Source organism: Streptomyces sp. PsTaAH-137 (assembly GCF_003259365.1).
Lineage (GTDB): Bacteria > Actinomycetota > Actinomycetes > Streptomycetales > Streptomycetaceae > Streptomyces.
Genome location: NZ_QLLY01000001.1, coordinates 446,896 through 464,734 on the forward strand (window position 1 = coordinate 446,896; position 17,839 = coordinate 464,734).

A 17,839-nucleotide genomic window follows, 5' to 3' on the forward strand; every position below is an offset into this window, starting at 1 on the left:
CTCGCTGACCGCCCCGGCCGTGGGAGATACACTCAACCGTTGCTGCCGGACAATATTTGTCGGGCAGCAATGAATCCGTTCGGCCGTTCGGCCCGAATCCCGACCACCGCTGAGCTGTGCTCGCACCACCGACGAAGGCTGCCGTGACTAACTTCCTGGCCGTGGAACGCGCGCTGCGCACCGCCGCGCCGTACGACCTTCTTCCGGCGGCGCGGGCCGCGCTGGCCGAACAGTACGGGGCGGTGCGCGTCGATCTCCTGCTCGCCGACTACGGCCTGAAGGTGCTGCAGTCCGTCGCCGACGGCCCGGAAGCCCCCCGGCAGGTGCCGATCGCCGGCAGTCCGCAGGGGCGGGCCTTCGACAGCCGGGATCGCGTCCAGCTGGTCGGGCACCCGGAGTCCGTCGACCTCCATGTGCCGGTGACCGTGCACGGCGACCGGCTCGGGATCCTGTCCGTACGGCTGCCCGTGCGGTTGTCCGACGAGAAGGTCACGCCTCAGGTGATCGACGAGATCACCGCCGCCGCCGACATCATCGGACACGAGATCCTCGTCGCGGAACGCGACACGGACGTCTACCTCCAGGCCCGCCGCGCCAGCCGCCTCACGCTCGCCGCCGAGGTGCAGTGGCACCTCCTGCCCGGCCGCGCCTGCGCCCGCAAGGAGTACGAGATCGGGGCCCACCTGGAGCCCGCGTACGCCATCTACGGTGACAACTTCGACTGGGCGGAGACCGCGAACACGCTCACCCTCAGCATCACCAACGGCATGGGGGAGGGGATCCAGGCCGCGCTCCTGACGAGCCTGGCGGTCAACGCCCTGCGCAACGCACGCCGGGCGGGTATCGGTATCGCGGACCAGGCGGCACTCGCCGATCAGGCGCTGTTCGCCCAGTACCGCGGCGAGGAGTACGTCGCGACGCTGCTGCTCTCCTTCGACCTGGACACCGGTCGTGTCGAGGCCGTCGACGGAGGCTCTCCCCAGCTGTGGCGCCAGCGGGACAGGACGGTGGAGCACATCGCGTTCGACCAGCAGATGCCGCTGGGCATGTTCGAGGAGACCGACTACGTCACACAGGACTTCCGGGTGGAGCCGGGAGACCGTCTGGTCTTCGTCAGCGACGGCGTGTTCGCCGCACTCTCGGACAAGGGCGAGCCCTTCGGCGAGAAGATGCTGGCCCGTGCCATCCAGGCGGCGCGCCTGCTGCCGGCCGCCGCGGTGCCCCGCGCGATCCTGCACGAGCTGTCCGCGTACCTGGACCTGGGAGCAGGACCCGAGGTCGCCGATGACGCGCTGGTGCTCTGCCTGGACTGGTTCGGCCGCGACGCCCGGGCCTGACCCCTCGCCGCCGCCCCACGTCAGCCGGGCTGCGACGCCTCGGGGTCGGCCGCGCGCGACGCGGTGGCGAAGGCGCGCAGCCCGGTCAGCAATGCACCACGCTTGTCGCTCGGCATGCGGTCGAGCACGTCGCTGAGCAGGCGCTCCCTTCGGGCCGACACGGCGTCGAGTGCGTCCTGTCCCCGCCGGGTCAGGGTCAGGCCGATCGTGCGCCGGTTGGTCGGCGGGGGCGCCCGCAGGATCATGCCCGCCGCCTCGAGCCGGTCGCACAGCCTGCTGGCGGCAGACGGTGCGGTGCCGATCGCGCCTGCCAGCGCGCCCAGATTCAGGCCCGGCGTCGTTCTGACGGTGTGCAGAGCGTGGAGTTGCAGGGCGGAGAGCTGCGGCGTGCCCGTCTTGGCGGTGCGGGTCCACAGGCCCACGAGCAGGTCGACAGCCGCCGTCGTGTCCGCAGCCAAGGAGGGGCGGGGGTCTTCCAGTGGGCCGATGGGATCAAGTCGGCCGTCACTGTCTTCCATGGGATCGGGTACACCTCTCGCGGGGCTGAGGCTGTTGGTGCGCGTAGTTCACGTGTTCCCGATTCACAGGAAATATCCGCCCACCGACGTGACCATACCGGTGTGGTTGTGAAGATTCAGGGGATATCGGTGGAGCGGGCGGGGGCTAAAGGCCCCACTGGCCGTTGCGCATAGAAACACTCAGCCCTGGTACTCGGCCCCCGATTCGGCACGGCGATCGGGACGTGGTTGCCGTGAGGCCCTTGATCGTGCGACTGTTGCCCTATGGCAACTATGACGGTTCGTAAGGATCATGGAGCAGCCTAGGTCAGTTGTCCCACGTTGTTGACTGCCCTAGGAACCCAGCGAAGGGTGGTGGGGGCCGCGCTCTGCGGACCCGTGCGATGAGAACCCCGATGAAGCCGATGAACTCCCGAAGTGTCGGCCCCGCGACCGGCCCGGCCGGCCGCGGCCTCCCGTATCCGTCGGTCACGGTGGACCGGCGGGGCCGCGTCCTGTCCTGCAACGACGGGGCCGGAGCCCTCCTGGACAGAGTACGGGCCGGCGCGCTGCTGTCGGACGTGGCACCTTCCTGGCTGGCCGACGCGCACACCGATGCCCTGCGCTCCGTCGCGAGTGACGGAGGGGACCCGGCCGCGGTGGCACGGGGCCGGATCGGTGAGGCGACCGTGGACGCGTTCCCCAGTCGCACGGCGGACGGCGCCGTGGCGTGGTGGCTGGTCGACGACCGGGACCTGCGCGACGTACGCGACGAGTTGGCCGGTGAGCGGGACCGTTCGCGCGTGCTCCAGGAGATCTCCGGAGAGCTTCTGGCGTCTCTGAACGTGGACCGGTGCATGGAGGTGACCGCCCGAATGGCCGCGCAGCATCTCGCGGACGCGGCGGTCATCGTCGGCGTCCGGGCCGGGCGTCTCTACCCGGTGACCCGCTGTGTCACCGGCGGGCCGGTGGAGCAGGAGAAGATCGCGGTGGACCCGCAGAGCATGCCGGGACTGCCGGAGGCACTGGCGGGCTTTCCTCCCGTGCCCTCGCGCTGGATCGATCCGGCACTGGTGCCGGACTGGGTCGTCCCGCGGCAGTTCACCGAGGAGGGTGCGGAGATCGGCTCCGTCGTGGTGGTGCCGCTGCCCGGCCACGGTGTGCCGGCCGGTGCCATCGTCCTGCTGCGGCAGTCCGCGGAAGCGGCGTTCACCGAGTCCGAAGAAGCCTTCGCCCGGCTCTTCGCCGCCCGCGCCGGTGTGGCCCTGTCCTCGGCGCGGATCTACGCCGAGCAGTCGCACATCACCGAGATCCTGATGCAGGAACTGCTGCCGCCGGTGCTGGAGGGCGTGCACGGCATCGACTTCTCCGGCCGTTACCGCGCGGCCACCGTCACCGAGCGGGTCGGCGGCGACTTCTACGACGTCCATCCCGCCGACAGCGAGGACGGGGAGACCTTCGCGGTCCTGGGCGACGTGTGCGGCAAGGGACTGGAGGCGGCCGTGCTGACCGGCAAGATCCGCAACACGATCGAGGCGCTGCTGCCGTTCGCCTCCGACCACCTCAAGCTGCTCAGGCTGCTGAACAACGCGCTGCTGTCCTCGCACCACACGCGCTTCGCGACCCTCGCCCTCGCCTCCGTCCGGCGGGAGGGGAACCGGCTGCGGCTGCGGATCTCCAGCGCCGGCCACCCCACACCGCTGATCCTGCGCGCCGACGGACGCGTCGAGGAGGCGGACACCCAGGGAGTGCTGATCGGCGCGCTTCCCACCGACCGGCTGAAGATCACCACGGCTTCCGTCGACCTCGCGCCGGGCGAGACCTGCCTGCTCTACTCCGACGGCATCACCGAGGCCCGCGGCGGCCCGCTCGGTGACGTCCTGTTCGGCGACGAGCGACTGCGCCACACACTGGGCGAGTGCGCCGGACTGCCGGCCGAAGCGGTCACCGAAAGGGTGCAGATGATCGCCACCCAGTGGGCCGACGGCGTCCCGCACGACGACATGGCCCTGCTCTCCATCACCGCGCCCCGCAGAAATCATCTCGCTGCCGTGGACGGACACACTCGGGGCAGGTTCACCCCATGAGCACACAGACCGACACGCGCGCGGGCGACGCGGGCCCCAGCCCGGACGAACTGCGCGAGCAGTTGTGGCAGGCGGCGATCGACTGCGACGAGACGCACGCCGTCGCCCTGGTGCGCCACGCCGTGGGCCCGAGCACCTCACCGGACGTGCGGGCCGCGGCGGAGCGGACCCTGCTGGAGCTGATCGCACCGGTGCAGGAGCGCGTCGGCGTGCAATGGGCGGCCAACAACATCACCGTGGCGCAGGAACACGCGGCCACCGCGATCAATGAGCGGTGCGTCTCCGCCGTCGCCGACGTGGCCGCGTCCGCACCCGTCCCCGCGGACGGTGCCACGGCACCGCTCGGCCGGGTGACCGTCGCCTGCGTGGACGGCGAATGGCACGCCCTGCCCGCCCGGCTGGTCACCGAGGTGCTGCGCCTGCGCGGCTGGCACGTGGACTACCTGGGCGCGCAGGTGCCGACCGAGCACCTGATCGCCCATCTCCACCAGCGGCCGGCCGACGCCGTCCTGCTGTCCTCGTCGATCCCCTCGCACCTGCCCACCGCCCATACGGCGATCAGCGCCTGCCAGGCGGCCGGTGTGCCGGTCGTCGTCGGCGGCGCCGCGTTCGGCCCGCAGGGCCGCTACGCCCAGCGGATGCAGGCCGCCTGGGCCCCCGACGCCGTCGGCGCCCACACGCTGCTGAGGCGCGGTCTCGACCGGCCCACCGCGGACGCGGCCCGGCTGCCCGACCTGGACCTGCCCCACCTCAACGACCAGGAGTACACCCTGGTCAGACAGTCGAAGAGACAACTGGTCAAGCAGACGCTCACCGACGTCGAGGAGGCCTTCCCGCCGATGCGCTCGTACACCGCGTACCAGCGTGAGCGCACCGCCGAGGACATCGACCACATCGTCGGCTACCTGGCCACCGCCGTGTACGTCGACGACGCCGAGCTGTTCACCACCTTCATTGCCTGGACCGCCGGCATCCTCCAGGCCCGCCGCGTCCCGGCGCGGAGCCTGCTGCCCGCCCTCGACTCCCTGCGTCACCAGCTCAAAGATTTCCCGCGCGCCACCCACATGCTGACCGCGGCGCGCGGTGCCCTGACCGTTCCCGGACCCGGACAGCCCGTATGACCGCCGCCTACGCCTCCTTCCATCTCGCCGTCGCCGGCCTGCGCGACGGCGTCCTCACCCTCGTCCTGGCCGGAGCGCTCGACTACGACACCAGCGACGCCTTCACCCGGCAGACCGGCCAGGTCCTCGACGAGCATCCCGCGGCACGCGTCCTCCGGCTGGACTGCGCCGACCTGCTAGGCATCGACTCCATGGGCCTGTCCACCCTGCTCGGCCTGCGCCGCCGGCTCGACGCGGCCGGCATGACCCTGCACCTCGCCGCGCGGCCCCGGAACCTGGAGCGGCTGCTGACCATCACGGGAACCCACGACTACCTCATCGGTGAACCGGCGTCACCGCAGACCGAACAGGAGCCGGCCGGCGCCGAGTCCCGGCCCGCTCCGCTGGAGGGTGCGCCACCCCACCGCGGCGGATGACCGTACGGACCGGCGTGGAGCGTTCCGCGCCGCACACGAACCCAGAGCACCAGTTCACAGAGGCGGACACATGATCAGCGTGACCGAACACGAACGCACCCACGGCTCGGACCCGGAGGACCAGGACAGCCTGGCCGCCCGGGCCTGCGCGGATCCGTCCTCGATAGCGCCGAAGGACGCCCGGGGCGTGGTGCGGGAGCTCTTCGACCGGTTCTCCCGACTCGAGGAGGGCACGGCCGAGTACAGCTATGTGCGCAACGTTCTCATCGAGGTGAACCTCTCTCTCGTGCAGTACGTGGCGGCCCGGTTCAGACATCGCGGGCCGCAGCAGATGGACGACATCACCCAGGTCGGGACGATCGGTCTGATCAAGGCGATCGACCGCTTCGAGCTGTCCCGGGAGGTCGAGTTCACCTCCTTCGCCATTCCCTACATCAGCGGCGAGATCAAGCGGTTCTTCCGTGACACCTCCTGGGCCGTGCACGTGCCCCGCCGGTTGCAGGAGGCCCGTCTCGAACTGTCCAGGGCCACCGAGGAGTTGCGGACGCGCCTGGGCCGGCTGCCGTCGACGGCCGAGCTGGCGGAGCTGATGCAGCTGGACCCGGCGGAGGTCGCCGAGGTGCAGAAGGCCGCCAACGGCTACAACGCCGTCTCGCTCGACGCCGCCGTCAGCGGACCCGACGACCAGACGGAGACCTTGCTGGCCGACTTCGTCGGTGTCGACGAGGAGCGGTTCGAACTCGTCGAGAACTTCCACTCCCTGGCCCCGCTCATCGCCGAACTGAGCGACCGTGAACGGCGTCTGATCCATCTGCGCTTCGTCGAGGAACGGACGCAGCGGGAGATCGCCGACGAGATCGGCTGCTCGCAGATGCATGTGTCCCGGCTGATCAGCCAGGTGACGGAGCGGCTCCGGGCCGGCCTGATGACGACCCAGTAGGCCCCCCCGCGTCCCGGTGGCCACCGCTGGTGGCGAGCTCATCGGCGTAGAAGCCGCGAGCGGGGGCAACCGGGGCGTGTGGAGTGGGAAGAGCAAGCGAGTTGCTGCGCGGTGGATCCCGACGAGATGTTTCTCGAGGGCGCCGCGCAGTCGCATGCCAAGAGCATCTGCAAGCCGTGCCCCGTGCGCACCGAGTGTCTGGCCCATGCCCTGGATCAACGTATCCAGTACGGCCTGTGGGGCGGCATGACGGACCGCGAGCGCCGTGCCCTCCTGCGACGCAGGCCGGAGGTCGACTCCTGGGCACAGCTCCTCCAGACAGCACGGCGAGAGCACGCGCGGACCGTCGTGGACGCCTGAGAGCCCTCACGCGTGTCCCGGGGACGGGCCGCGCCGGTCTGCCGCCGCTCCTCTCCGACAATTGTCCCAGCGGGACAATTGAGGAGTACAGTGGAGGCATGAAGGCAACGGAGCCGGACACGGCGCAGGCGCGCGAGGATCTTCGGCGGCGCAGGTCGCACCGGACGCGCGAGGCGCTCGGTGCCGCCGCCGTGGACCTGGTGCTCGAGCACGGACTCGACGGCTTCGGCGTCGAGGCGATCGTCGACCGCGCCGAGGTCACCCGGCGCACCTTCAGCCGCTACTTCCCGGACAAGGCGGACGCGGCCCTCGACTTCACCCGCGCCGACGGCGCCCGGATCAACGACGCGCTGCGCCACCGCCCCGCGGACGAACCCCCGCTGGCCGCCTACCGCGCCGCCGTCCTGGACTGGCTGACCGACGACGGGCGTCCGGCCGGACATGCCCGGCCCAAGGAGCGGGCGGTGCTCGCCCTCGTCGACCGTGAACCCGACCTGCTCGCCGCCTACGCCCGTATCCGCGCCGAGGCCCAGGCCGCGTCGGTGCGGGTGCTCGCCGACCGCATCGGCGTCGACCCGGACCGCGACCCGCGCCCCGGCCTCGTCGTCGAGGTCGGCGCGGGCGTGCTCTCCTCCGTCCTGCACGCCTGGGCGCGCCAGACGGAAGGCGACGCCGCCGATCTGGCGGCGCGCGTGGCCCGGGCCTACGACCTGCTGGGACACGAGGTCGCGGCGGCCACGGATCACATACATCACTCCGGCCCGCGCACGGCGGGCCCGGGTGCGAGGAAAGGTGCAAGGCAATGACATTCCCCGTCCTGGAGGGCAAGTCCGCGATCGTCACCGGCGCGGCGATGGGCATGGGCGAGGCGACCGCGAAGCTGTTCGCCGAGGCGGGCGCCAAGGTCCTGGTCGCCGACATGAACGAGGAGCGCGGCAAGGCCGTCGCCGACGAGATCACGGCGAGCGGCGGCACCGCCGTCTTCCACCAGGTGAACATCGCCGACAGCGCCCAGGTCAAGGCGATGGTGCAGGCCGCCGTCGACGCCTTCGGCCGCCTCGACGTCGCCGTGAACAACGCCGCCCTCACCCCGGACGACAACCTGACGTCGGAGATCGACGAGGACTACTGGGACCGGCTGATGTCGGTCGACCTCAAGGGCACCGCGCTCTGCCTCAAGTGGGAGCTGCAGCAGCTCGTCCGGCAGGGCGACGGCGGCTCGATCGTCAACATCTCCTCCGTCAGCGGCTTCCGCCCGCAGCCGAAGAACCCCGCGTACGTCGCCGCCAAGCACGGTGTGAACGGGCTGACCAAGACCGCCGCGCTGGAGAACGGTGAGCACGCCATCCGCGTCAACGCCGTGGCGCCCGGCGCCATCGACACCCCGATGCTGCGCGGCGCCCTGGAGCAGACCGGGCAGTCCGAGGCGGAGTTCGCCCCGGCGCTCAGCCTCCTCGGCCGCTTCGGCCAGCCGCGCGAGGTCGCCCAGGCCAGCCTCTGGCTCGCCTCCGACCAGTCCTCGTACGTGACCGGCTCGGTCATCCACGTCGACGCCGGCTACACCAGCCGCTGACGCGCTGGGCCGCCGCCCCTTGCCCCATCTATCGAAACTCGATAGATTTCCGTCGTAAGTCGATGGATGGGCAGGGGTAGGTCATGGGTCAGCTGACCGTACGCGCATTGCGCGCCGTACTCGTGGTGGTGTTCGCCGGCACCGTGTTCGTGCAGGTGTCCATGGTGTGGGCCCTGTTCACCGATCCGGAGGACGGCTCGCTGCCGCTGACCCCGCTGCGCCTCGTCACCGTGCTCGGCATGGGGGCGGCGCAGGTCGCGCTCGTCTGCGTGTGGCGCCTGGTGGCGATGGTCCGCCGCGGCACGGTCTTCTCCCACGCCGCCTTCCGGTACGTGAACGGCATGATCGGCGCGATCGTGGCCGCCGCCCTCGTCTGGTTCACGGTCACGGCCCTCAACGCGCCCGGTCAGCGCGAGGATCCGGGCGTCACCCTCATCATGGCCGGGGTGGGAGTGGCCATCCTCGGCGTCGCCCTCATCGTCCTCGTGCTGCGCATGCTGCTCGCCCAGGCCGTCGCCCGCGACGGCGAAGCCACGCGGATGCAGGCGGAGTTGGACGGGGTGATCTGATGCCCATCGTCGTCGACATCGACGTGATGCTGGCCCGGCGCAAGATGGCCGTCGGCGACCTCGCGGAGCGCGTGGGCATCACGCCCGCCAATCTGGCGGTGCTCAAGAACGGCCGCGCCAAAGCGGTGCGGTTCGCGACCCTCGCCGCGCTCTGCGAGGTGCTCGACTGCCAGCCCGGCGATCTGCTGCGCTGGGAGCCCGAGGACGTCGCCACCGCGGAAGCCGCCGGCGCCGACGCGACCGTCCACTGAGTGGTCCTCCGCGATCCACATGATGGACATGGCTTGTTGTGGACACGCGGTTCGGGTCATCATGCGGCCATGAACCCCGCCCTCGTCTCCCGCCGCCACGTGGATCTGCTGCGTGTCTCCGGGATGCTGTGTCGGGCCGACGCGCTCTGTCGCGCGCAGTGTTGCTGAACCGCTCCGTCGAGCCGTAGCAACCTTCTTCCTCGCCGCTGACCGCACGTCTTTCCCGACCGCCGGGTGTGTCTGACACCTTCTCGCGGGCTGTCGGCCGGTGGCGCCTTTCCTGCCCCATGCTCCCGGACCCCCGTCGAGGTGTGCCCGCATGTCCACCCCTGGCCCCGTTCTGCACTGGTTCCTGCCCACGGGCGGTGACGGCCGCGATCCCGGCGGCGTCACCGCCGTGCAGGGCCGAACCGCCGCCGCCACCCGCCGTGCCGCCGACCTCGGCTATCTCGCCCAGGTCGCCCGCGCGGCCGAACGTGCGGGGTTCGCCAAACTCCTGACCCCGGTGGGGCTCGGGTGCGTCGACCCGTGGGTGCTCACCCCGGCCGTCGCCGCCGTCACCGAACGCATCGGGTTCCTCGTCGCCTTCCGCGCGGGTCTCGCCCAGCCCACCCTCGTCGCCCAACAGGCGGACACTTTCCGCCGGTTGTTCGGCGACCGCATCGCCCTGAACGTGGTCACCGGCGGCGATCCGGCCGAGCAGCGGGCGTACGGCGACCCGCTGCCCAAGGAGGAGCGCTACGCCCGCACCGGCGAACTCATGCACGTCGTACGGGAATTGCTCGACGGCAAGCCCGTCGACTTCGCGGGACGCCACGTACGGGTCGAGGGCGCCCGCCTCGACTCCCCGGACCCGGCGCCGCGCGTCCCCCTCTACTTCGGCGGCGCGTCCACCGCCGCCGAGGACGTCGCCGCCCGCCACGCCGAGGTCCAGCTCCTGTGGGGCGAACCGCCGGCGGCGATCGCCGAACGCATCACGCGCGTACGGGAGAAGGCCGCACAGCAGGGCCGTCGGCTGCGGTTCGGGATCCGGCTGCACATCATCGCGCGGGACACCGCGGCCGAGGCCTGGGCGGAGGCCGACCGGATCCTCGCCGGGCTCGACCCGGCGGCCGTCCGCGCCTCCCAGGAACGCTTCGCCCGCATGGACTCCACCGGGCAGGCGCGGATGGCCGCCCTGCACGGCGGCTCGGCCGAGAACCTCACCGTGGCGCCCAATCTGTGGGCCGGCATCGGACTCGTCCGCGAGGGAGCGGGGACCGCACTGGTCGGCTCGCACGACGAGGTCGCCCAACGGCTCTTCGAATACGGCCGGTTGGGGATCGACGAGTTCATCCTGTCCGGCTATCCCCACCTGGAGGAGGCCTATCGCGTCGGCGAAGAGGTCGCACCCCGGCTGCGGGCCCTCACCGAGGCGGCGGCGTGACCCTGATCGAGAAAGCGGCACACGGCGCGGCACCCGACAGCCGTACCGCGCCGGACGGACCCCCGTCGCCTCCGCGGCGGCGCACCCGGTCCGCGGCAGCCGCGCTGCGCTGGACCGCCCTGCGCCTGCTCGCCCTCACCGTCCTCGTCGCCGCCTGGCAGGCCGTGGTCGTCGCGGGCGTCTGGCCACGGGTCCTCGTCCCGTCGCCCGGGGACGTCTGGCACGCCTTCGTCGAGGCGTCCACCGTCCACGACGGTGTGCGCGGCTTCAGCAACCACCTGCTCGTCGAACACCTCGGCGTCTCCCTGCGCCGGATCGGCATCGGCACGGGGTACGCGGCCCTGGCCGGCATTCCGCTCGGCCTGCTGATCGGCGTGATCAAACCGGTCGCCGTGGTCCTGGAGCCCGCCGTCACCTTCCTGCGGACGCTGCCTCCACTCGCGTACCTCTCCCTGCTGGTCATCTGGTTCGGCATCGACGAGTCCCCGAAGATCTGGCTGCTCGTCATCGCCGCGCTGCCGCCCGTCGCGGCCGCGACCGCCGCCGCCGTCCGCGCGGTCCCGGCCGACCTGGTGGAGGCCGCGCGGGCGCTGGGCGCGGGACCCGTGTCGCTGCTGCTCTCCGTACGACTGCCCGCCGCCCTGCCGGAGATCCTGACCGGCGTGCGGATCGCCGTCGGCATCGCGTACACCTCGGTCGTCGCCGCCGAGACCATCAACGGCGTACCGGGCATCGGAGGCATGATCCGGGACGCGCAGCGCTACAACCAGACCGACGTCGTCATCGCCGGGATCATCGCCATCGGCCTCTCCGGGATCGCCCTCGACGCGCTCTTCAAGGGCGTGGAACGGCTGGCGGTCCCGTGGCGCGGCCGCGCCTGACCTCACCACCCACCCCGACTCCGTACGAAGGAACAGCCATGCCCGCCGCACCCCGCCGCACCGCCCTCCTCGCCGCAGCCGTCGCCCTGGTCGCCCTCACCGCGTCCGCCTGCGGCGACGGCGCCGACGCCGCCGAAGGCGGTGGAAGGACCCAGGTGCGCATCGCCTACCAGGCGATACCCAACGCCGACCTGGTGGTGAAGAACCAGCGGCTCCTGGAGAAGGCCCTCCCGGACGCCGACGTGAAGTGGGTGAAGTTCGACTCGGGCGGCGATGTGAACACGGCGGTGATCGCCGGAGCCGTGGATCTCGGGCTCGCCGGCTCCAGCCCGGTCACCAAGGGGCTCTCCGCGCCGCTGAACATCCCGTACAAGGTGGTGTGGATCCACGACGTGATCGGCGAGAACGAGGCCCTCGTCGCCAAGAAGGGCATCGGTTCGGTCAAGGCGCTCAAGGGCAAGAAGATCGCCACGCCCTTCGGGTCCACCTCCCACTACTCCCTGCTCGCCGCACTGGAATCGGCCGGCCTCAAGGCGTCCGACGTGACCCTCGTCGACCTCCAGCCGCAGGACGCGCTCGCCGCCTGGCAGCGCGGCGACATCGACGCCGCGTACGTGTGGACACCCGCCCTCACCGAACTGGAGAAGGACGGCACGGTCCTCGTCACCAGCCGGGAGATCGCCGAACAGGGCAAGCCCACCGCCGATCTGGGCGTGGTCACCACCGCGTTCGCCGCCAAGCACCCGAAGATCGTGGACGCCTGGCTCAAGGCCGAGGACCAGGCCGTCAAGATGGCCAAGAGCGACCCCGGCACGGCCGCCACCGCCATCGGCGCCGAACTGAACCTCAGCCCCGCGGAAGCGAAGAAGCAGCTCGCCCAACTGGTCCTGCTCACCGCGAAGGAGCAGCAGGGCAGCGACTACCTCGGCAAGCCCGGCGCTCCCGGCGCGCTCGCGAGGAACCTGCACGACGCGTCCGTCTTCCTCAAGAGCCAGAAGGCCATCGACGCGGTGCCGGACCAGTCGGTCTTCGACAACTCGCTCGCGGTCAAGGAGCTGAACCGTGCCGCGCGTTGAGGACGACGGCCCCGAGTCGGATGTCGAACTGTCCGGGGTCAGCGTCCGCTACGGCACGGCCAAGGCGCCCGTGACCGCCGTCGCCGACGTGTCGCTGTCGGTGGGTCCCGGTGAGTTCGTGGTGCTGGTCGGCCCGTCCGGATGCGGCAAGACGACGCTGCTGCGCCTGATCGCCGGATTCGAGCGGCCCGCCGCAGGGTCGGTGGAGGTGCGCCGCAAGGTCGGCGTCGTCTTCCAGCAGCCGCGCCTCTTCCCCTGGCGAACGGTGGGCGGCAACCTCTCCTTCGCGCTGGCCCGGCACGGTGTCGCACGCGCCGAACGGGCTGCCCGTGCCGAGGAGTTGCTGACCCTCGTGGGGCTGTCCGGTATGGCCGGGCGACGCACCTGGGAGCTGTCGGGCGGGCAGCAGCAGCGGGTGGCCATCGCGCGGGCGCTCGCCGCCGAACCGCAGATCCTGCTGATGGACGAGCCGTTCGCCGCGCTGGACGCGCTCACCCGCGAACGCCTCCAGGAGGAGGTCAGGACGCTGGCGGCGGTCACCGGGGCGACCGTGGTGTTCGTGACGCACTCGGCAGAGGAGGCCGTCCTGCTCGGCTCCCGCGTCGTGGTGATGGCGGCGGGCCCGGGACGAGTCGTCGACGAACTGCCCGTCCCGCTGCCCCGCGCGGCGACGACCGATGTCGCGGCCCTGCGCGGCGACGCCCGCTTCGCCGAGCTGCGGGCTCAACTGGCCGCTGTCACGCGGGATGCGTCGGCTCAGGAGGTCGTACGGGGCACGCCTTAGCCCTCGGCCGAGTCGGCGCCGGGCTCCTTGCCCAGCACGTACAGCTCCGGGAGGTTGACCACGATCGCCTCCTGGGTGCTGCGGGCGATCACCACGACGGCCTCCTCGTCGGGGCTCGGGTTCTCCTCCCGGTGGGGGACGAACGGCGGTACGAAGATGTAGTCGCCGGGAGCCGTGCGGATGCGGACCTCCTCCGGGGTGCCGGAGGAGTCGTCGAGGAAGACGAACTCGGGGTGCCCCTTCACCACATGGATCGCCGTCTCGGAGGGCCCGTGATGGTGGTTGGAGGAGGCGGTGACGGGGGCGACATGGGTCTGGCCCATCCACAGCCGCTCGGAGCCGACGCTGTCCCCGCTGATCGCGGCGAACCGGCGCATCCCGCCGGTCTGCGCGGTGTCGCCGTCGAGTCCGTCGGCACGGATGTGGTGCAGCCGTGCGCTCAGGGGGAGTTCGCCCGACCCGGCCAGATGCGGGTGGAAGGCGTCGTGTCCGGGGTGCGATGTCATGGGATGAAGTCCTGCTCTCGAAGGGCGCGACGCGAGGGCGGACCGGGCACGCCCGTGGTTCAGGCCGTGTGCGGTTCGTCGTTCACGGGATTCGGCACCGGGGGCGCCGGGGTCAGGGAGTGGTACGCGGCGCGGGCGTGCGCCACGCGCGCCGCCGTGGTGCCGGCGAGGGTGGCCGCGAGCAGGCAGGTGAGCCAGAGGCTGTCGCGGTCCGCGGTCCAGGTGAACACGCCCGTGGGCGGGATCGCGAAGCCGTTGAGGAACAGCCAGCACAGCACGGCGGTGCCGGGCGCAGCCGTGAAGCGGGCGAAGAACCCCAGCAGGGTCGCGAGCACGGACAGCACGGTGAGCGCGAGCAGCGGCCGCGTCTGCCCCGCGACCGTGTTGAGGAGGGCCACGAACAGCAGCGCGGTGGCGCAGGCGGCCGTCCACACCAGCGGCGTCGCCACGGGCCGGGGAACGGGGCGCTGCCCGGCTCTGAGAAACACCCACTTGATCACGTTCGTGCTTCCTTCCGGCTGCGGCGACGGACGGGCAGGCCGACGCGGACCACCGATGAGCTCGGGGCCGTACGGACTGCCGGGGCCGCCATTCTCCCACCAGCGCCGCACGGCCCGGCCCGGGAGTCACCCGGCCTGCGCCGCCGCGGCCCTGCCTCGCGCCGCCGCGGCGGCCAGGACCTCGGGGTCGGAGGCCCATACGAGGGTGCCGCCGAGACGCGTGATGCGCCAGCCCTCCGCCGTGCGGGCGGCCTCGATGCGGGCGCGCTCGCCCAGGGTGAGGGCCGGCGCCGGGACCGCCTCCGGTGCGCGGGCCGGGTCGTGGGCCACCGTGAAGACCAGCCGGTTGAGGTCGATGGTGGCGCGGTCGCCGTCGATCTCGACGACCGGGTTGGTGTGGAGGTGCTGGGTCTCGGCCCAGTTCGACCGGCCGCGCGCCGCCTGCGCGGTGAGCGCGCCGATGCCGCGGGAGACCCCGCCCGGCGTCACCGCCTCCGCGTCGGGGGTGAAGATCGCCGCGGTCTCGTCGGCGGTGAAGCGGCTCTCGTCCAGCCAGCGGTCCCAGCGGGCGAGCAGATCGATCAGCGCGGTGCGGTCGTCGAGCATGGCGTCGGACATGGGATACCCCTTATTGCGTTAGCCGTACTAACGTTTGTGGCACTAACGAAAGTAGACCGTTAGGGTGACTAACGCAAGGGGTACGATCCTTGTCATGTCACCAGAGCACCCGGAGTCTCCGGAGTCCGCGCCCCCGGTCCCCGACCGTCTCGACGGCCTCCCGAGCAGGCTGCTCGGCCTCGCCGCCCTGCGCGCCGAGCGGGTGGTGGGGGAGAAGCTGGCCGGTGCCGATGCCCGGCGCTGGCACTACGCGGTGCTGGCCGTCCTCGCCGAGAGCGGCCCCGCAAGCCAGGCCGAACTCAGCCGCCGTACCCGCATCTACCGCAGCGACATGGTGGCCGTCCTCGACGAGCTGGCGGAGCGGGGGCACGTCGAGCGTGCCCCCGACCCCGACGACCGCCGGCGCAACGTCGTCACCCTCACCGCGCCGGGCCGCCGCCACCTCGCCCGCCTGGACCGGCTGATCGGCGAGGCGCAGCAGGAACTGCTCGATCCGCTGACGGAGACCCAACGTGACGAGCTGGTAAGGCTGTTGACCCGCCTCAATGCGGGATGGCATCCCTGACCGGAGCCGTCGCGGCCAGTCGGGCGCGCCGCGTGCGCGGGCCGAAGACTGCCAGGACGAGCGCCCCGACCGTCCACGTACCGGCGATGAAGAAGAAGACGCTCTGGTACCCGTGGCCGTTGTAGAGCGCGGCCACGATCAGCGGCCCCGCGGCGTTGGAGAGACGGCCGAGCCCGTACGAGACGCTCGTGCCCAGGGAACGGCCGGGGGTGTCGAACAGCTCGGGGGAGTAGGCGTACGCGAGGGCCGTGTACCCGCGCTCGAAGAAGTTCACGAGGAAGCCGAACACGACGATGAGCGCCGGGCTGAACGTGAGCCCGTACAGCAGGCCGCACGCCGCGATGACCAGGCCGAACGCCGTCAGCGACCACTTGCGCTCGAAACGGTCGGTGACCAGGGAGGCGAGATAGGAGCCCAGCGGGGCGCCGACCGTGGTCAGGGCCACGTAGAAGACGGACTTCTCCACGCTGAAGCCCTCCTTCGCCAGCAGGGTCGGCGCCCAGCTCGAATAGCCGAAGAAGCCGATGGTCTGCGTCACCCACAGGACGGTGAGCAGCAGCGTCGGGTAGAGGTACTTCTTCTGCAGGAGCAGCTTCAACGGCGCCTTGGGGGAGTGGACTTCCTCGACCGGCGGGGCCGGTTCGGGCAGCGGGCCCCGCTCGGCGGCGACCCGTGTCTCGATCTCGCGCAGCACCGCGTCGGCGGCGGCGTGGTCGCCGCGGCTCTCCAGCCAGCGCGGCGACTCCTTGAGGTGCCGGGTGAACAGGACCAGCAGGATGCCCAGGGATCCCCACAGATAGACCAGCCGCCACGACCAGTCGTTGAGCGGCACGACCAGGCTGGCGATGAGATTGGTGACCGGGGTGCCGCAGATGCCGATGACGATGGCGTACGCCTGGTACTTGCCGCGGACGGCCGTCGGGTACATCTCGTTGACGTAGACGACGGCGACCACGGTCATCGCCGACAGGCCGGCCGAGGTCAGGACGCGGAACACGCCCAGCGACACCAGGTCCCACGAGAAGACCGAGGCGAACGAGAAGAGCGCGAAGAAGAACGTCGTCTGCAGCAGCGCCCGTTTGCGGCCCCACCGGTCGGCGATCACCCCGCCGGCGAGCGAGCCGATGAACATGCCGACGAACGACAGCGAGGTGACGTAGGCGACCTGATCGACCGTCACCCCCCACACGTCGACCAGTTTCGGGGCGGTGGTCGCGAAGCTGTTGATGTCCGCGAACTCGAAGAAGTACGCGAACGACACCGCGAGCAGGGTGAGTTTGTGGAACCGGGACAGGGGGAGCCTGTCGAGCCGGTTCAGTGCGTTGGCAGGGTGCACGGTGACGCCTTTGTCGGAGGAGGAGAGGGGCGGAGGAGAGGGAGGAGAAGGGGTGCGGGAGCGGCGTGTGCGGGTCAGGCGTTCTCGTCCGGCCAGTACAGGCGCGTCGGGTTGGCGACGAGGAGCCGGTGCCGCTGGTCGTCGGTGACCGCGACGTGCCGTACGTGGTCGACGAGGAGTCCGTCGTCGGGCATGTGGTCCGTGAGGTTCGGGTGCGGCCAGTCGGTGCCCCACAGGACCTGGTCGGGGAACTCCTCCACCATGCGGCGGCCGAACGGCACGACATCGGTGTAGGCGTGACGCTCGCCGTCGAGGGCCGCGGGCCCGGTGACGGTGAGGCGTTCCGGGCACGTCACCTTCACCCACACGTCGTGCCGGTCCACGAACCGCAGGAACCCGCTGAACTCCGGGCCGCCGACCGGCTTGGTCACGTCCGGTCGCCCCATGTGGTCCACGACCAGCGGCGCGGGCAACGAGCCGAAGAAGTCCGCCAGTTCGGGCAGATCGGCGCTCTCGAAGTAGAGGACGATGTGCCAGCCCAGCGGGGCGATCTTCCGTGCGATCGTGCGCAGCGCCTCCTTCGGTGACGCGTCGACCAGACGCCGTACGAAGTTGAAGCGGACGCCGCGCACGCCGGCGGCGTCGAGGTCGCGCAGCTCGGCCTCGCCGATGTCCGGCCGGACGGTGGCGATGCCGCGCGCCCTGCCGCCCGCGGCGCGGACGGCGTCGACCATCGCGGAGTTGTCCGCGCCGTGGCAGGTGGCCTGCACGATCACGTTGCGGGCGACGCCCAGGTGGTCGCGGAGCGCGAACAGCTGGTCCTTGCCGCCGTCGCACGGCGTGTACTTGCGCTCGGGCGCGAAGCCGAACTCCTTCTGCGGGCCGAAGACATGGCAGTGCGTGTCGACGGTCCCGGCCGGCAGCCGGAACTCCGGCACCGACGGGTCCCGGCACCAGTCGAGCCAGCCGGGAGTCTTGGGGGAGAGCGTGTGCATG

22 protein-coding genes are annotated in these 17,839 nt (G+C 71.4%); 16 read left to right on the plus strand and 6 right to left on the minus strand.

Annotated elements, in window-relative coordinates:
• The first annotated feature begins 143 nt into the window (after positions 1-143).
• Positions 144-1,337 (plus strand): PP2C family protein-serine/threonine phosphatase, encoded by a 1,194-nt coding sequence (locus K377_RS01915; protein ID WP_111661284.1) that lies wholly within the window; start codon positions 144-146, stop codon positions 1,335-1,337.
• A gap of 20 nt (positions 1,338-1,357) precedes the next feature.
• Here the strand turns inward: K377_RS01915 and K377_RS01920 are convergent, their stop codons facing one another.
• Positions 1,358-1,855: a MarR family winged helix-turn-helix transcriptional regulator gene (locus tag K377_RS01920; protein ID WP_111661285.1), complete on the minus strand. Its 498-nt coding sequence runs from the start codon at positions 1,853-1,855 to the stop codon at positions 1,358-1,360.
• A gap of 404 nt (positions 1,856-2,259) precedes the next feature.
• Here K377_RS01920 and K377_RS01925 point away from each other — a divergent pair, with 404 nt between their 5' ends.
• The 14 genes from K377_RS01925 (at position 2,260) to K377_RS01985 (ending at position 13,318) form a co-directional block, all read left to right on the plus strand.
• Positions 2,260-3,921 carry a PP2C family protein-serine/threonine phosphatase gene (locus K377_RS01925; protein WP_237551865.1) on the plus strand — a complete coding sequence of 554 codons (1,662 nt, stop codon included), beginning with the start codon at positions 2,260-2,262 and terminating at the stop codon, positions 3,919-3,921.
• The gene (locus K377_RS01930; RefSeq protein WP_111661287.1) at positions 3,918-5,042 is read left to right on the plus strand and encodes a B12-binding domain-containing protein; all 1,125 of its coding nucleotides are present in this window, start codon (positions 3,918-3,920) and stop codon (positions 5,040-5,042) included. Before K377_RS01925 ends, K377_RS01930 begins: the two co-directional genes overlap by 4 nt.
• The gene (locus tag K377_RS01935) at positions 5,039-5,458 is read left to right on the plus strand and encodes an STAS domain-containing protein (protein WP_111661288.1); all 420 of its coding nucleotides are present in this window, start codon (positions 5,039-5,041) and stop codon (positions 5,456-5,458) included. The genes K377_RS01930 and K377_RS01935 overlap by 4 nt, the downstream gene beginning before the upstream one ends.
• 70 nt (positions 5,459-5,528) lie before the next feature.
• Entirely contained in the window at positions 5,529-6,398 is an 870-nt protein-coding gene (locus tag K377_RS01940) for a SigB/SigF/SigG family RNA polymerase sigma factor (protein WP_111661289.1), read from the plus strand.
• 78 nt (positions 6,399-6,476) lie between these two features.
• A complete protein-coding gene (locus K377_RS01945) occupies positions 6,477-6,758 on the plus strand; it encodes a WhiB family transcriptional regulator (protein ID WP_258394949.1) in 282 nt (93 codons plus the stop codon).
• Positions 6,759-6,856: 98 nt separating this feature from the next.
• Positions 6,857-7,564 (plus strand): TetR family transcriptional regulator, encoded by a 708-nt coding sequence (locus tag K377_RS01950; protein ID WP_111661290.1) that lies wholly within the window; start codon positions 6,857-6,859, stop codon positions 7,562-7,564.
• On the plus strand, positions 7,561-8,331 hold the full coding sequence (locus K377_RS01955; RefSeq protein WP_111661291.1) for an SDR family NAD(P)-dependent oxidoreductase: 771 nt from the start codon (positions 7,561-7,563) through the stop codon (positions 8,329-8,331). The genes K377_RS01950 and K377_RS01955 overlap by 4 nt, the downstream gene beginning before the upstream one ends.
• 83 nt (positions 8,332-8,414) lie before the next feature.
• Positions 8,415-8,900, plus strand: a complete 486-nt coding sequence (locus K377_RS01960; RefSeq protein WP_111661292.1) for a DUF2975 domain-containing protein — start codon at positions 8,415-8,417, stop codon at positions 8,898-8,900.
• Complete coding sequence (locus tag K377_RS01965; RefSeq protein WP_111661293.1) at positions 8,900-9,151, plus strand: helix-turn-helix transcriptional regulator; 252 nt, start codon at positions 8,900-8,902, stop codon at positions 9,149-9,151. Before K377_RS01960 ends, K377_RS01965 begins: the two co-directional genes overlap by 1 nt.
• Before the next feature lie 69 nt (positions 9,152-9,220).
• On the plus strand, positions 9,221-9,319 hold the full coding sequence (locus K377_RS42805; RefSeq protein WP_375605893.1) for a putative leader peptide: 99 nt from the start codon (positions 9,221-9,223) through the stop codon (positions 9,317-9,319).
• Between the two features lie 151 nt (positions 9,320-9,470).
• Positions 9,471-10,577 carry an LLM class flavin-dependent oxidoreductase gene (locus tag K377_RS01970; RefSeq protein WP_111661294.1) on the plus strand — a complete coding sequence of 369 codons (1,107 nt, stop codon included), beginning with the start codon at positions 9,471-9,473 and terminating at the stop codon, positions 10,575-10,577.
• On the plus strand, positions 10,574-11,458 hold the full coding sequence (locus K377_RS01975) for an ABC transporter permease (protein ID WP_375605894.1): 885 nt from the start codon (positions 10,574-10,576) through the stop codon (positions 11,456-11,458). The genes K377_RS01970 and K377_RS01975 overlap by 4 nt, the downstream gene beginning before the upstream one ends.
• A gap of 38 nt (positions 11,459-11,496) precedes the next feature.
• The gene (locus tag K377_RS01980; protein ID WP_111661295.1) at positions 11,497-12,534 is read left to right on the plus strand and encodes an ABC transporter substrate-binding protein; all 1,038 of its coding nucleotides are present in this window, start codon (positions 11,497-11,499) and stop codon (positions 12,532-12,534) included.
• Positions 12,521-13,318, plus strand: coding sequence for an ABC transporter ATP-binding protein (locus K377_RS01985; RefSeq protein ID WP_111661296.1), 798 nt, complete (start codon positions 12,521-12,523; stop codon positions 13,316-13,318). The genes K377_RS01980 and K377_RS01985 overlap by 14 nt, the downstream gene beginning before the upstream one ends.
• On the opposite strand, the gene K377_RS01990 is transcribed toward K377_RS01985, so the two are convergent.
• The 3 genes from K377_RS01990 to K377_RS02000 form a co-directional block, all read right to left on the minus strand.
• Positions 13,315-13,824, minus strand: a complete 510-nt coding sequence (locus K377_RS01990) for a cupin domain-containing protein (RefSeq protein ID WP_111661297.1) — start codon at positions 13,822-13,824, stop codon at positions 13,315-13,317. The genes K377_RS01985 and K377_RS01990 overlap by 4 nt on opposite strands.
• 59 nt (positions 13,825-13,883) lie before the next feature.
• Positions 13,884-14,324 (minus strand): hypothetical protein, encoded by a 441-nt coding sequence (locus tag K377_RS01995; protein WP_111661298.1) that lies wholly within the window; start codon positions 14,322-14,324, stop codon positions 13,884-13,886.
• Between the two features lie 126 nt (positions 14,325-14,450).
• Positions 14,451-14,942, minus strand: coding sequence for a nuclear transport factor 2 family protein (locus K377_RS02000; RefSeq protein ID WP_111661299.1), 492 nt, complete (start codon positions 14,940-14,942; stop codon positions 14,451-14,453).
• A gap of 94 nt (positions 14,943-15,036) precedes the next feature.
• Here K377_RS02000 and K377_RS02005 point away from each other — a divergent pair, with 94 nt between their 5' ends.
• The gene (locus K377_RS02005; RefSeq protein ID WP_111661300.1) at positions 15,037-15,507 is read left to right on the plus strand and encodes a MarR family winged helix-turn-helix transcriptional regulator; all 471 of its coding nucleotides are present in this window, start codon (positions 15,037-15,039) and stop codon (positions 15,505-15,507) included.
• Here K377_RS02005 and K377_RS02010 read toward each other — a convergent pair.
• On the minus strand, positions 15,485-16,843 hold the full coding sequence (locus K377_RS02010; RefSeq protein WP_111661301.1) for an MFS transporter: 1,359 nt from the start codon (positions 16,841-16,843) through the stop codon (positions 15,485-15,487). The genes K377_RS02005 and K377_RS02010 overlap by 23 nt on opposite strands.
• A gap of 74 nt (positions 16,844-16,917) precedes the next feature.
• Positions 16,918-17,838, minus strand: a complete 921-nt coding sequence (locus K377_RS02015) for an amidohydrolase family protein (RefSeq protein WP_111661302.1) — start codon at positions 17,836-17,838, stop codon at positions 16,918-16,920.
• Position 17,839 lies beyond the last annotated feature (1 nt).